This window comes from Escherichia sp. S10b (assembly GCF_028421345.1).
Classification (GTDB): domain Bacteria; phylum Pseudomonadota; class Gammaproteobacteria; order Enterobacterales; family Enterobacteriaceae; genus ECMA0423.
The window spans coordinates 125,058-140,064 of sequence record NZ_JAHZSO010000165.1 but is presented as its reverse complement, the minus strand read 5'-3'; the positions used below and the strand labels follow the sequence as shown (position 1 = coordinate 140,064).

General features: G+C 51.6%; 10 protein-coding genes and 1 pseudogene. 8 read left to right on the top strand and 3 right to left on the bottom strand.

Going from position 1 to position 15,007, the window contains the following annotated elements; genetic code table 11:
• Nucleotides 1-132 precede the first annotated feature (132 nt).
• The 5 genes from hpaB (at nt 133) to yjiA (ending at nt 5,988) form a co-directional block, all read left to right on the top strand.
• Nucleotides 133-1,695: a 4-hydroxyphenylacetate 3-monooxygenase, oxygenase component gene (hpaB, locus tag FTE26_RS14780; RefSeq protein WP_000801473.1), complete on the top strand. Its 1,563-nt coding sequence runs from the start codon at nt 133-135 to the stop codon at nt 1,693-1,695.
• Nucleotides 1,696-1,712: 17 nt separating this feature from the next.
• Nucleotides 1,713-2,225: a 4-hydroxyphenylacetate 3-monooxygenase reductase subunit gene (locus FTE26_RS14775; protein WP_001175455.1), complete on the top strand. Its 513-nt coding sequence runs from the start codon at nt 1,713-1,715 to the stop codon at nt 2,223-2,225.
• Between the two features lie 392 nt (nt 2,226-2,617).
• Nucleotides 2,618-4,768, top strand: coding sequence for a pyruvate/proton symporter BtsT (gene btsT / locus FTE26_RS14770; RefSeq protein ID WP_001298933.1), 2,151 nt, complete (start codon nt 2,618-2,620; stop codon nt 4,766-4,768).
• A gap of 49 nt (nt 4,769-4,817) precedes the next feature.
• Nucleotides 4,818-5,021, top strand: coding sequence for a YbdD/YjiX family protein (locus FTE26_RS14765; RefSeq protein ID WP_000467859.1), 204 nt, complete (start codon nt 4,818-4,820; stop codon nt 5,019-5,021).
• 10 nt (nt 5,022-5,031) lie between these two features.
• Entirely contained in the window at nt 5,032-5,988 is a 957-nt protein-coding gene (yjiA, locus tag FTE26_RS14760; protein WP_001324160.1) for a GTPase, read from the top strand.
• 77 nt (nt 5,989-6,065) lie between these two features.
• Here yjiA and FTE26_RS14755 read toward each other — a convergent pair.
• Nucleotides 6,066-8,605, bottom strand: a pseudogene (locus FTE26_RS14755) (penicillin G acylase).
• A 351-nt stretch (nt 8,606-8,956) separates the two neighbouring features.
• Complete coding sequence (locus FTE26_RS14750) at nt 8,957-9,121, bottom strand: DUF1127 domain-containing protein (RefSeq protein WP_000394274.1); 165 nt, start codon at nt 9,119-9,121, stop codon at nt 8,957-8,959.
• 176 nt (nt 9,122-9,297) lie between these two features.
• On the opposite strand from FTE26_RS14750, the gene FTE26_RS14745 reads away from it, so the two are divergent.
• The gene (locus tag FTE26_RS14745; protein WP_000199283.1) at nt 9,298-10,710 is read left to right on the top strand and encodes an aminotransferase-like domain-containing protein; all 1,413 of its coding nucleotides are present in this window, start codon (nt 9,298-9,300) and stop codon (nt 10,708-10,710) included.
• A gap of 242 nt (nt 10,711-10,952) precedes the next feature.
• On the opposite strand, the gene FTE26_RS14740 is transcribed toward FTE26_RS14745, so the two are convergent.
• Nucleotides 10,953-11,909, bottom strand: coding sequence for an Rpn family recombination-promoting nuclease/putative transposase (locus FTE26_RS14740; protein WP_000181171.1), 957 nt, complete (start codon nt 11,907-11,909; stop codon nt 10,953-10,955).
• A gap of 466 nt (nt 11,910-12,375) precedes the next feature.
• Between FTE26_RS14740 and mdtM the strand changes: the two genes are divergently transcribed.
• Together mdtM and FTE26_RS14730 are read left to right on the top strand one after the other, a co-directional pair.
• Entirely contained in the window at nt 12,376-13,608 is a 1,233-nt protein-coding gene (gene mdtM / locus FTE26_RS14735) for a multidrug efflux MFS transporter MdtM (protein ID WP_001137019.1), read from the top strand.
• Nucleotides 13,609-13,648: 40 nt separating this feature from the next.
• Nucleotides 13,649-14,929: a DUF445 domain-containing protein gene (locus tag FTE26_RS14730; protein WP_001037377.1), complete on the top strand. Its 1,281-nt coding sequence runs from the start codon at nt 13,649-13,651 to the stop codon at nt 14,927-14,929.
• Nucleotides 14,930-15,007 lie beyond the last annotated feature (78 nt).

The window sequence follows — 15,007 nt, the reverse complement described above, 5'->3', positions numbered from 1 at the left end:
ACCCGACCTGAAAAGTACCAGCCATTGTCCCAAAAGTGTCTTCCCGTAATCGCCCCTGCAAGCTTCAATTGAATAACAAAAACAACACACAAAATTAACAATCGTATTCCGATTAATACTGTAGAGGTCGACATGAAACCAGAAGATTTCCGCGCCAGTACCCAACGTCCGTTCACCGGGGAAGAGTATCTGAAAAGCCTGCAGGATGGTCGCGAGATCTATATCTATGGCGAGCGAGTGAAAGACGTCACCACTCATCCGGCATTTCGTAATGCGGCAGCGTCTGTTGCCCAACTGTACGACGCGCTACACAAACCGGAGATGCAGGACTCTCTGTGCTGGAACACCGACACCGGTAGCGGCGGCTATACCCATAAATTCTTCCGCGTGGCGAAAAGTGCCGACGACCTGCGCCAGCAACGCGACGCCATCGCTGAGTGGTCACGCCTGAGCTATGGCTGGATGGGCCGTACCCCAGACTACAAAGCCGCTTTCGGTTGCGCACTGGGCGCGAATCCGGGCTTTTACGGTCAGTTCGAGCAGAACGCCCGTAACTGGTATACCCGTATTCAGGAAACTGGCCTCTACTTTAACCACGCGATTGTTAACCCACCGATCGATCGTCATTTGCCGACCGATAAAGTGAAAGACGTTTACATCAAGCTGGAAAAAGAGACTGACGCCGGGATTATCGTCAGCGGTGCGAAAGTGGTTGCCACCAACTCGGCGCTGACTCACTACAACATGATTGGCTTCGGCTCGGCACAAGTGATGGGCGAAAACCCGGACTTCGCACTGATGTTCGTTGCGCCAATGGATGCCGATGGCGTGAAATTAATCTCCCGCGCCTCTTATGAGATGGTCGCGGGTGCTACCGGCTCGCCGTACGACTACCCGCTCTCCAGCCGCTTTGATGAGAATGATGCGATTCTGGTGATGGATAACGTGCTGATCCCATGGGAAAACGTACTGATCTACCGCGATTTCGATCGCTGCCGTCGCTGGACAATGGAAGGCGGTTTTGCCCGTATGTATCCGCTGCAAGCCTGTGTGCGCCTGGCAGTGAAACTCGACTTCATTACAGCACTGCTGAAAAAATCACTCGAATGTACCGGCACCCTGGAGTTCCGTGGTGTACAGGCCGATCTCGGTGAAGTGGTGGCGTGGCGCAACACCTTCTGGGCATTGAGTGACTCGATGTGTTCTGAAGCGACGCCGTGGGTCAACGGGGCTTATTTACCGGATCATGCCGCACTGCAAACCTATCGCGTACTGGCACCAATGGCCTACGCGAAGATCAAAAACATTATCGAACGCAACGTTACCAGTGGCCTGATCTATCTCCCTTCCAGTGCCCGTGACCTGAACAATCCGCAGATCGACCAGTATCTGGCGAAGTATGTGCGCGGTTCGAATGGTATGGATCACGTCCAGCGCATCAAGATCCTCAAACTGATGTGGGACGCCATTGGCAGCGAGTTTGGTGGTCGCCACGAACTGTATGAAATCAACTACTCCGGTAGCCAGGATGAGATTCGCCTACAGTGTCTGCGCCAGGCACAAAGCTCCGGCAATATGGACAAGATGATGGCGATGGTTGATCGCTGCCTGTCGGAATACGACCAGAACGGCTGGACTGTGCCGCACTTGCACAACAACGACGATATCAACATGCTGGATAAGCTGCTGAAATAACGCAGCAGGAGGTTAAGATGCAATTAGATGAACAGCGCCTGCGCTTTCGTGACGCGATGGCCAGCCTGTCGGCAGCGGTAAATATTATCACCACCGAGGGCGACGCCGGACAATGCGGGATTACGGCAACGGCCGTCTGCTCGGTCACGGATACACCACCATCGCTGATGGTGTGCATTAACGCCAACAGTGCGATGAACCCGGTTTTTCAGGGCAACGGTAAGTTGTGCGTCAACGTCCTCAACCATGAGCAGGAACTGATGGCACGCCACTTCGCGGGCATGACAGGCATGGCGATGGAAGAGCGTTTTAGCCTCTCATGCTGGCAAAAAGGTCCGCTGGCGCAGCCGGTGCTGAAAGGTTCGCTGGCCAGTCTTGAAGGTGAGATCCGCGATGTGCAGGCAATTGGCACACATCTGGTGTATCTGGTGGAGATTAAAAACATCATCCTCAGTGCAGAAGGTCACGGACTTATCTACTTTAAACGCCGTTTCCATCCGGTGATGCTGGAAATGGAAGCTGCGATTTAAGCTCCAGCCCCTTCACGCATTCGTCGAAGGGGCATTTTTATTGTGATCTCAATCACATATCCACCCGATGAATAATTCTTGCCCAACCGCTCACCGCCATTCCTGACCGCTTACGTCCCTAAAATAACCACTCAGTTATTTACCTTACTTTACGCGCGCGTAACTCTGGCAACATCACTGCAGGATAGCGGTCAATTTACCTCCTCAAACGCAACGCAAACCTAGAACGGCTTCGGCCTATGATTAACAAATTACTCTATGAATTTTGGTTTGCAGGAAGGCAGCAAGTGAGTGAATCCCCGGGAGCTTACAACAGTAAGTGACAGGGGTGAACGAACGCAACTGCCGCACCTGTAAGCCAAAAGACGACGAGTAAAATGCCAGGTTTTACTATGGATACGAAAAAACTATTCAAGCACATACCCTGGGTGATTCTCGGAATCATCGGTGCATTCTGCCTCGCGGTAGTTGCATTACGTCGGGGGGAGCACGTCAGCGCCCTGTGGATCGTGGTCGCCTCTGTGTCGGTGTATCTGGTGGCGTATCGCTACTACAGTCTGTACATCGCCCAGAAGGTGATGAAACTCGACCCCACGCGCGCGACGCCTGCGGTTATTAACAACGACGGTCTGAACTACGTTCCGACCAACCGTTACGTGTTGTTTGGTCACCACTTCGCCGCTATCGCCGGTGCTGGTCCGCTGGTCGGTCCGGTTCTCGCCGCACAGATGGGCTACCTGCCTGGCACGCTGTGGCTGCTGGCGGGGGTAGTGCTGGCCGGTGCGGTACAGGACTTTATGGTGCTGTTTATCTCCTCTCGCCGTAACGGCGCATCTCTCGGTGAGATGATCAAAGAAGAGATGGGGCCAGTACCGGGGACTATCGCGCTGTTTGGCTGTTTCTTAATCATGATCATCATCCTTGCCGTCCTGGCGCTGATTGTGGTTAAAGCCCTGGCCGAAAGTCCGTGGGGTGTCTTCACCGTTTGCTCAACCGTACCGATTGCGCTGTTTATGGGTATCTACATGCGCTTTATCCGTCCGGGGCGTGTGGGTGAAGTCTCTGTCATTGGTATCGTGCTGCTGGTTGCCTCTATCTACTTCGGTGGCGTGATTGCTCACGATCCGTACTGGGGTCCGGCACTGACCTTTAAAGACACCACCATTACCTTCGCGCTGATTGGCTATGCGTTTGTTTCCGCATTGCTGCCGGTGTGGCTGATCCTCGCACCGCGCGACTATCTGGCAACCTTCCTGAAAATCGGCGTTATCGTCGGCCTGGCGCTGGGTATCGTGGTGCTGAACCCGGAACTGAAAATGCCTGCGATGACCCAGTACATTGACGGTACTGGCCCGCTGTGGAAAGGTGCTCTGTTCCCGTTCTTGTTCATTACCATCGCCTGTGGTGCGGTATCTGGCTTCCACGCACTGATCTCTTCCGGTACGACGCCGAAACTGCTGGCTAATGAAACCGACGCGCGTTTCATTGGCTACGGCGCAATGCTGATGGAGTCCTTCGTGGCGATTATGGCGCTGGTTGCTGCGTCCATCATCGAACCGGGTCTTTACTTCGCGATGAACACCCCGCCTGCTGGCCTTGGCATCACCATGCCTAACCTGCATGAAATGGGTGGCGAGAACGCGCCGATCATCATGGCGCAGCTGAAAGACGTTACCGCACACGCGGCAGCGACCGTCAGCTCCTGGGGCTTCGTGATTTCGCCAGAGCAGATCCTGCAAACCGCGAAAGACATTGGTGAGCCTTCTGTCCTGAACCGTGCAGGTGGTGCGCCAACGCTGGCGGTAGGTATCGCTCACGTGTTCCACAAAGTGCTGCCGATGGCTGACATGGGCTTCTGGTATCACTTCGGTATTCTGTTCGAAGCCCTGTTCATCCTGACCGCGCTGGATGCGGGTACTCGTTCTGGCCGCTTTATGCTGCAAGACCTGCTGGGTAACTTCATCCCGTTCCTGAAAAAAACCGACTCTCTGGTTGCCGGTATCATCGGTACTGCGGGCTGTGTGGGTCTGTGGGGCTACCTGCTGTATCAGGGCGTGGTCGATCCGCTGGGCGGCGTTAAGAGCCTGTGGCCGCTGTTCGGTATTTCCAACCAGATGCTGGCAGCCGTAGCGCTGGTACTGGGCACCGTTGTGCTGATTAAGATGAAGCGCACCCAATACATCTGGGTAACTGTTGTTCCGGCTGTATGGCTGCTTATCTGCACCACCTGGGCGCTGGGCCTGAAACTGTTCAGCACCAACCCGCAGATGGAAGGCTTCTTCTACATGGCAAGCCAGTACAAAGAGAAGATTGCTAACGGTACTGACCTGACGGCGCAGCAGATTGCCAACATGAACCACATCGTTGTAAACAACTACACCAACGCAGGCCTGAGTATTCTGTTCCTGATTGTGGTGTACAGCATCATCTTCTACGGTTTCAAAACCTGGCTTGCGGTGCGTAACAGCGACAAACGTACTGACAAAGAAACTCCGTACGTTCCAATCCCGGAAGGCGGCGTGAAGATCTCTTCGCACCACTAACCGTGTTTAGCCCCGCTTCGGCGGGGCTTTGTTCTTATCAGAGTGAACTATGTTTGGTAACTTAGGACAGGCAAAAAAATATCTCGGCCAGGCGGCGAAGATGTTGATTGGCATTCCAGACTATGACAACTACGTCGAGCATATGAAGACCAACCATCCCGACAAGCCGTACATGAGCTATGAAGAATTCTTCCGCGAACGCCAGAACGCACGCTACGGCGGCGATGGTAAAGGCGGTATGCGCTGTTGTTAATGGAGAGAGCATGAACCCGATTGCAGTTACCCTACTCACCGGTTTTTTAGGCGCGGGCAAAACCACCCTGCTGCGCCATATTCTTAATGAACAACACGGCTACAAGATTGCCGTGATTGAAAACGAATTCGGCGAAGTCTCCGTTGATGATCAATTGATTGGTGATCGCGCAACGCAGATCAAAACGCTGACCAACGGCTGCATCTGCTGTTCGCGCTCCAACGAGCTGGAGGACGCGCTACTCGACCTGCTGGATAATCTCGACAAGGGCAATATTCAGTTCGATCGTCTGGTCATTGAATGCACCGGCATGGCCGATCCTGGCCCGATTATTCAAACCTTTTTCTCCCATGAGATTTTATGCCAGCGCTACCTGCTGGACGGCGTGATTGCGCTGGTGGATGCGGTACATGCCGATGAGCAGATGAACCAGTTCACCATCGCCCAGTCCCAGGTGGGCTACGCCGACCGTATTCTGCTGACTAAAACCGACGTCGCAGGCGAAGCAGAAAAACTGCGTGAACGTCTGGCACGCATCAACGCCCGTGCACCGGTCTACACCGTCACCCACGGCGACATCGACCTGGGTCTGCTGTTCAACACCAACGGTTTTATGCTGGAAGAAAACGTCGTCAGCACCAAACCGCGTTTCCATTTTATCGCGGACAAACAAAACGATATTTCGTCGATTGTGGTGGAACTGGATTACCCGGTAGATATCAGCGAAGTTTCCCGGGTGATGGAAAACCTGCTGCTGGAATCGGCGGATAAACTGCTGCGTTACAAAGGGATGCTGTGGATTGACGGCGAACCTAACCGCCTGCTGTTCCAGGGCGTCCAGCGCCTCTACAGCGCCGACTGGGACAGGCCATGGGGCGATGAAAAACCGCATAGCACGATGGTGTTTATCGGGATTCAGTTGCCGGAGGATGAGATTCGGGCGGCGTTTGCGGGACTCAAAAAGTAACCAGCCCTCCAACATCACAATACCTGAGACTTTATCACCCTCATATTCCTCCAGAATATGAGGGCATTCGGGCTTAATTATCTCTGAACGTGCAACACTTCCTGCGACTCCTTATGCGCCTCCACATCCTGCTTCGTTAACCAGAGCGACTTACGACCAAAATTTTCGTACATTTTCAGCTGATCTTCATAGTGCTTATCAACTGTTCCATCGGGAGCAATAAACCCACTCTGACCGGGTGCGACCACATCCCAGGCAAGCACAGGACGATCGCTTGTCGTTGGTGAGAAAACAATCATATCGTTTTCTGTTCCACGGTTTTGATACTCCGCCTGATGACGCGTTTCTTCCGCTGCGGCCTGCGGTACACCAAAGAAATTATTTGCCCGGAACGTTAAGGCCATTGCAGGTGTTTTCCAGTTACTCACATTATTGCCATAGCGTTTGGAAAGAGTCTCCCAGGTATCTTCCAGCGCAGCCAACACAACCTCCTGCTGTGGTTTCCCAGCAAACAGATCAACCGCTTGTGGGATTGGTGATTTGTCTCCCTGCACCGCCTCATACAAAATTTTTGCTCCAACACTTATATTCAGCGAACCAGTTGGGCCGTCCTGGGTTGTTTCGTAGCCACTGGCGCTGTACCACTTATCAAATGGCATAGGTACGGCAGCCACTACGGTACGCTTCAACATACTGGTCAGCCAAACGTTCAGGATGGCAGAGCCTGGCTGCTGCCAGGTTTTACCATCATCATTAAGCAAATTGATGCCATCCCAACGTGTTAATGTATCCACCAACTGACGGCGCGGATCGCTCTGTGTCAAACCAGATGTCGCTGCTTGCAGAGTAGGTAAAAAAAGCCTCAGGTTAAGATCCTGACGACTGGTTTGGCGAATAACATCCCATGCCTGATCAGCAGTTAAGCGTGGCTTTTGCTCAAGCAGTCGGTCGATCTCCGTAACGCGATCTGCCCCCCCCACAAAAAGGCAAACAGATCCGAAGCGGGATAATCATTTTGGGGAGAATTGTTCCAGTTAGCAATATATCCCGACAGGGGGTTATACACCTTAGGGTTCATTTCAAAAGGCAATAGCCCTTTCCAGTCCCATTTTCCCGTACCAGGAACGGGTAATCGCGGATCATGGCCTGATTGACGATCTGGATAAGCACCAGTATGAACATAACCAATATTGCCGTTTACATCAGCATAGTACCAGTTGATGGTCAGTGCTTGTTTCGCTGCCTGCTGTGTCCACTCCTGCCAATTTTTGGCCTTCATCTGATGAGTCCAGGCCAGCAAAGACGCCACCTCTTTACCATCCCATGCGCGGGATTTAGCGTAAGCCGTTTGTGTCGTCTGGTCAGTTTGGAGAATGTTGCCATGCACCGTACGCCAGACAGTAAAGGTCTCTGCCTGACCATTTTTCACCGTAATGGTTTCCTCACGGCTTAACATTTTCACCCACTTACCATTATGCAAGTAGTAGCCTGGTTTCTCTGCCGACAGCCGTTCAGCAAAAATATCGACATCATCGCCGAAACCTGCCGTTGATCCCCAGGAAATCACACCATTATGACCAAAAACCAGCCCAGGATAGGCAAATGGTGTATTGCCAGTGACATCATAACCAGCACCGTGCAGACCAATACCATAAGTATACGCAGGCGCATACCAGCCAAACTGCGGACCATTTACCATGATTGCTTTCGCATCCTGGGCTTTGCTTTTGCCGATCACCCACATATTGCTGGTCGTTGGATACCCCGCCAGACCATTGGCACCACCCTGTGCAAATTGTGCAGCAATAGTTTCCCGGTTCTTCCCTGCTGTTAACGCCAGCAGTGCGCCATCCGCCCCTTTTGCTGGTCGGTCAAGCATTGGTGCAGGTAAATCGTAGCGTGGCAACAGAGCTGCTGTTTGCGAGTTTTGCTGATTAAATTTAAGTGGGTAGCTACTCTCTTGTACGGCAATAGTGGTTGGCGCTGATGGGTTTACCAGCCATTTCAACTGATTAAATACCGCCATGCCTTGTGATACACCATATTTATCTTTTAAAGCCGTTAGCAGTGCCAGATTATCAATTTCGCTAGTGCTATCAGAGAAGCGGTTTGCCATGGTGCCCACAAATATCATCGCGACATCAAACGGTTCCCAGCGCTTAGGAGTAAAGCCAAATGTATTAAACTGTTTTGGTAAGAGCGTCTCTGGATTGGTATTTACCTTATCAATCCAGGCATTCATTCCATCAGCGTAGCCTTGCAGAATGGACATATCCTCTGGGGAAAGGGCAGCAATTTGCGCCCGGATAGCATCCGGCCAGTAGTTACGACGGATATCTTTATCAAATTTCACAAAATCTTTGCCAAGCACTTCCGCGACAGTCCCTTGAGTACTGCGACGTGCCATTTCCATCTGAAAAAGGCGATCTTGTGCTACTACATAGCCATAGCCATAAAATAGGTGCCATGTATCATTGGCATAAATATGCGGCATGCCGTATTCATCGCGAACAATCTTTATCTCACTTGACGACTGCTCAGCCAGTGCAGGTAAGCTCCAATAATACATCAGGGAAGCAGTAACACAGTTCACGATCATACGATTTCTATTTTTCATTGTATCCTCTGGCAGGTGTATAATTAGCGAATTGATACTAGCAACGAAGCTTCGGTTATCTATTTGCAGAGAATTGTTTCATTATGAACTGTGAGCGCGATAACTAATTTTTGATACAAAAATTTCATTAATGTGATCTAAAACGAATCGCTTTATTCACCGCTGATGATTTTGTTCTATTCCTTTTTGTGACAGATCCCCCGGACGCATAGATGATGACCCCCAGAGAGACAGCTCAGGTCATTATCTGTATGTAAATCAGAAAAATATGTTGTAAACGACTTTTATGGTTGGATTTTGTAGCAATTTTGAATGCAGACAGGCAGCATTTGCCAACACGCCGCCCATAGTTCACTCCACATCCTCCCTGCGTAACCCGATATCCCTCAACCGTTCATCACTCATCTGCTGTAACACCCGTCGGGCCTGCATTTGCCGCCGCCAACGCCTCACCGCCTGCCAGAGTTGCACAAGTCTGATAAACGGCGTTTTGGCTTTGTTTTCGTGAAATTCCATCTGCTGCCTCCTCATCTTTCAGAGGCTTCATCATCCGTCTTCTGGCAGTTCACAATACAGATGCAAATATTAGTTTTATTTAACATACAGACAGGTTAAAACAGCATCTGCATCCGGTTTTTTAGCCTCATCTGTACCGGTTTTTCTTTCTGTATGGGCCAAATAAGGAATACAGCATGACGCGTTATCAACATCTGGCGACTCTACTTGCCGAGCGGATTGAGCAAGGGCTGTATCGTCACGGGGAGAAATTGCCGTCGGTGCGCAGCTTAAGTCAGGAGCACGGCATCAGCATCAGCACCGTGCAGCAGGCGTACCAGACGCTGGAGACGATGAAGTTCATCACTCCGCAGCCGCGTTCGGGTTATTTTGTCGCACAACGTAAAGCCCAGCCGCCTGTACCGCCGATGACGCGTCCGGTGCAGCGCCCGGTGGAAATTACCCAGTGGGATCAGGTGCTGGATATGCTGGAGGCGCATAGCGACAATTCCATTGTTCCGTTAAGCAAAAGCACGCCGGATGTCGAAACGCCCAGCCTGAAACCACTCTGGCGTGAGCTAAGCCGGGTGGTGCAGCATAATCTACAAACCGTGCTCGGTTATGACTTGTTAGCCGGTCAGCGAGTGTTGCGGGAGCAGATTGCCCGCCTGATGCTCGACAGCGGCTCGGTGGTCACCGCCGATGACATCATCATCACCAGCGGCTGCCATAACTCGATGTCGCTGGCGTTAATGGCGGTGTGTAAACCGGGCGATATTGTCGCGGTCGAATCTCCCTGTTATTACGGTTCGATGCAGATGCTGCGAGGCATGGGCGTGAAAGTGATTGAAATCCCAACCGATCCAGAAACTGGCATCAGCGTTGAAGCACTGGAACTGGCGCTGGAACAGTGGCCGATTAAAGGCATCATTCTGGTGCCAAACTGTAATAATCCGCTGGGATTTATTATGCCGGACGCACGCAAACGGGCCGTTCTCTCTCTCGCTCAGCGTCATGATATTGTGATTTTTGAAGATGATGTCTACGGCGAACTGGCAACGGAGTATCCGCGCCCGCGGACCATCCATTCATGGGATATCGACGGGCGAGTGCTGTTGTGCAGCTCGTTCAGTAAAAGTATTGCTCCAGGCCTGCGCGTGGGTTGGGTCGCACCGGGGCGTTATCACGATAAACTGATGCATATGAAATACGCCATCAGCAGCTTTAATGTGCCGTCCACGCAAATGGCGGCGGCAACGTTTGTGTTGGAAGGCCACTATCATCGCCATATCCGGCGGATGCGGCAGACTTATCAGCGCAATCTGGCGCTTTATACCTGCTGGATACGGGAATATTTTCCCTGCGAAATCTGTATTACGCGCCCGAAAGGCGGATTTTTACTGTGGATCGAATTGCCTGAACAGGTCGATATGGTCTGCGTCGCGCGGCAGCTGTACCGCATGAAAATCCAGGTGGCGGCAGGCTCGATTTTCTCGGCTTCCGGCAAATACCGTAATTGTCTGCGCATCAACTGCGCTTTGCCGCTCAGCGAAACCTATCGCGAAGCACTAAAGCAAATTGGCGATGCCGTGTATCGGGCAATGGAATAAATTCGAATTAGTGCCGAGGCCCCTGATTTACTCTCACGAATAACCTGTGACTCGTTTTATCTTTATAGCGACATCGCCACGTTCTGGCATGGCTTAGGCAAAGTGTGCTTCGTTCATGCCAGATGCCATGTGAACGCCTTACCAGGTCTACAAAATATTAAAAGTTCAATATATTTAATGGATTATGTAGACCTGATAAGCGTAGCGCATCAGGCTGCTTTGCGTTTGTCATCAGCCTCTGATTAGTACTCGATCCATGGTTCGCGCTTGCTTTCAGGCAAGGGCTGATCTAATGCCTGCATTTGCTCTGCCGAAAGTCCGGTATATCGTTGTATCCATTCAGGATCGGCCCCATTCTGCAACAACAATCGGAGGAGGCTCCGTTCCCCTTCTACTTTCCCTTCTTTCCTCCCCCTCTCCCTTCCCAACAGCCATCCATCATTATAAATTCGCTCTGCAATCGTCATTATTCGCTCCCTGTGTTGTGGCATTCGACGGGTAAGTTCGCTGATAAACTTCTTAAAACGCGCTTCATCGCCAGTCAGTAAAATGTAATTTAACAGCGCAGTTATCTGGCTGTCATTAGCACACTCTGTAACCAGTAATATTACCAGTTGATCGATAAGCCCCATCAGATCGCGCTGGCGAATATGCTTTTGGATCAACTCCAACAGGGCGACTCTGCGGTGCTGCACAATCTCGTCGTCTGGCACGACAGTGACATCCACCAGCGGGAACGCTGCGGTATAAAGCTTCCGTGCGGTGGTCGGGTCAGCAAATTCGTCCAGCCAGCACAGGGACCAGGGATAAGGACTACGGCTACCGTGATAAAACAGCATCGGGATGACCAGCGGTAGCGGCCGGCGTTTATCATGCTCGATATGGCGCTGCATCACCGCCATGGAATATCGCATCAGGCGAAAGGCCATATGGATATCCTCGCGGCTCTGATGTTCAATCACTACGTAAATATAACCATCACCTTCACGGGTCTTTACCGACCACAGAATATCGGAGTGTAGCGCCCGCAATTTTTCATCGACGAAGCTGGCGGATTCCAGTTTTAAGCTGTCGAGATCGCACAGTTCACGTAAATCTTTGGGTAAGTGGATCTCCATAAAATCCCGCGCGGTGTCAGGGTGCGTGAGAAAGGATTTAAATAATGCGTCATGCGGCGTGCTGGTTGTGAAGTTTGTCATGGCGATCCGTCACCTGTAGATAAGATGGCCCGACTGTAGCGACTAACAAAACCATTCTCACCCGGCAATTTCTCGTTCCCCGAGGCGCTTTCCAGGCTATTTTTGTTCCTCTGCAAACGATAAATTTTTCCGGAAACAGGCTCGCGTTTTACATTTCCTGTACCCGGCAGATATTCCCCTTTCCACCGCACTCTTTTGATTAACCGCAAATTTTAATTACACTTAAGGTGTATATTTTCTATGCAACCCATCAATTCAAGAGGGGTAATGTGCTGATGACTATTTGTAATCGTTATACATTCTGACCTGGAGTCAGAAGGTATTTCTCTGTCTGTGTGTTCACAGGCAGTGTGGTTGATTACATGAAATTCAGTACATTTGTCCTTCTCGCCTGCCTTTAGTCATTACCGACGGTATTGAATTTCGTTTTCCCCATTGGGGTTCTCCGGACAAGGAGTTGTTTGTTATGCCACGTTTTTTTGCCCGCCATGCCGCCACGCTGTTTTTCCCGATGGCGTTGATTTTGTATGACTTTGCTGCGTATCTGTCGACGGACCTGATCCAGCCAGGGATCATTAATGTGGTCCGTGATTTTAATGCCGATGTCAGTCTGGCCCCTGCTGCCGTCAGTCTCTATCTTGCTGGCGGTATGGCGTTACAGTGGCTGCTGGGGCCGCTTTCCGACAGAATTGGCCGCAGGCCGGTGCTGATTACCGGGGCGTTAATTTTTACCCTTGCCTGCGCCGCGACAATGTTCACCACGTCAATGACACAATTTCTTATCGCGCGTGCAATTCAGGGCACAAGTATCTGTTTTATTGCCACCGTTGGTTATGTCACGGTGCAGGAGGCGTTCGGACAGACAAAAGGGATCAAGTTGATGGCGATTATCACCTCCATCGTACTGATTGCGCCGATTATTGGCCCGCTTTCCGGCGCAGCTCTGATGCACTTTGTGCACTGGAAAGTCCTTTTTGCCATCATTGCGGTTATGGGTTTTATCTCATTTGTTGGCTTACTGCTGGCGATGCCAGAGACGGTGAAGCGCGGCGCGGTTCCATTTAGCGCCAAAAGCGTCTTGCGCGATTTTCGTAATGTCTTTTGCAATCGGCTGTTCCTCTTTGGCGCAGCAACCATCTCTTTAAGCTATATCCCAATGATGAGTTGGGTGGCTGTCTCGCCGGTGATCCTGATCGACGCAGGCGGCTTAACGACCTCGCAGTTCGCCTGGACACAGGTTCCGGTGTTCGGCGCGGTGATTGTCGCGAATGCCATCGTGGCGCGTTTCGTTAAAGATCCGACCGAACCGCGCTTTATCTGGCGTGCCGTACCCCTTCAACTGGTTGGCCTCGCACTGTTGATTATCGGCAATCTGCTGTCACCGCACGTCTGGCTGTGGTCGGTGCTGGGCACCAGTCTGTATGCTTTCGGGATTGGTTTGATTTTCCCGACCTTATTCCGCTTTACGCTGTTTTCCAATAACTTACCGAAAGGGACCGTCTCCGCATCGCTGAATATGGTGATCCTGATGGTGATGTCTGTCTCGGTCGAAATCGGCCGCTGGCTGTGGTTTAACGGCGGTCGCTTGCCGTTTCATCTGTTAGCCGTCGTGGCGGGCGTTATCGTCGTTTTCACCCTGGCAGGATTGCTCAATCGCGTGCGCCAACATCAGGCTGCCGAGCTGGCGGAGGAGCGGTGATTTTTGCGCGATCCTGCCGTCAGGCTCTATTCTTAACGTTATGAATAAACTCATTGAACTCAGACGCGCCAAAATGTTGGCGCTCTCTTTACTGCTTATCGCCGCTGCTACCTTTGTCGTTACGCTGTTTTTGCCGCCCAATTTTTGGGTGAGCGGCGTGAAGGCGATTGCTGAAGCGGCGATGGTCGGCGCGCTGGCGGACTGGTTTGCGGTGGTGGCGCTGTTTCGCCGCGTGCCGATTCCGATCATTTCTCGTCATACGGCGATTATCCCGCGTAATAAAGACCGGATTGGCGAAAATCTCGGTCAGTTCGTGCAGGAAAAATTTCTCGATACCCAGTCGCTGGTGGCATTGATTCGACGTCACGAACCGGCGTTGTTGATTGGCAACTGGTTTAGTCAGCCGGAGAACGCCCGCCGCGTTGGTCAGCATCTGTTGCAGATCATGAGCGGTTTTCTTGAACTGACCGATGATGCGCGTATTCAGCGCCTGCTTAAGCGCGCGGTCCATCGGGCGATTGATAAGGTCGATCTTTCCGGAACCAGTGCGTTGATGCTGGAGAGTATGACCAAAAACGATCGTCATCAGGTGCTGCTCGATACGCTGATCGCACAGTTGATCGCCCTTCTCCAGCGCGATAAATCGCGCAAGTTTATTGCCCAGCAAATTGTTCGCTGGCTGGAGAGTGAGCATCCACTGAAAGCCAAAATTCTCCCCACCGAATGGTTGGGCGAACATAGCGCGGAGTTGGTTTCTGACGCGGTGAATTCTTTGCTTGATGATATCAGCCGTGATCGTGCGCATCAGATCCGTCATGCGTTTGATCGCGCCACTTTTGCCCTGATCGACAAGTTGAAAAACGATCCGGAAATGGCAGCGCGAGCCGATGCCGTAAAAAGTTATCTGAAAGAAGATGAAGCTTTTAACCGCTATCTCAGTGAATTGTGGGGGGATTTACGGGAGTGGCTGAAAGCGGATATCAACAGTGAAGATTCTCGTGTGAAAGAACGTATCGCGCGGGCGGGTCAATGGTTTGGCGAAACGTTAATTGCCGATGATGCCTTGCGGGCGTCGTTAAATGGTCACCTGGAACAAGCCGCGCACCGCGTCGCGCCTGAGTTTTCCGCATTCCTGACGCGCCACATCAGCGATACAGTAAAAAGCTGGGATGCTCGGGATATGTCGCGGCAAATCGAGTTAAATATCGGCAAAGATCTGCAGTTTATCCGTGTCAACGGTACGCTGGTTGGCGGTTGTATTGGGCTAATTTTATATTTGTTGTCGCAGCTCCCGGCCTTGTTCCCCCTCAGCAATTTTTAGAAATCCATGAAAAACTAAGTGGCTAACCGCGAGAGAGATCAAATAAACCACACTAAAAGAATGGTAATAATGTGGCCT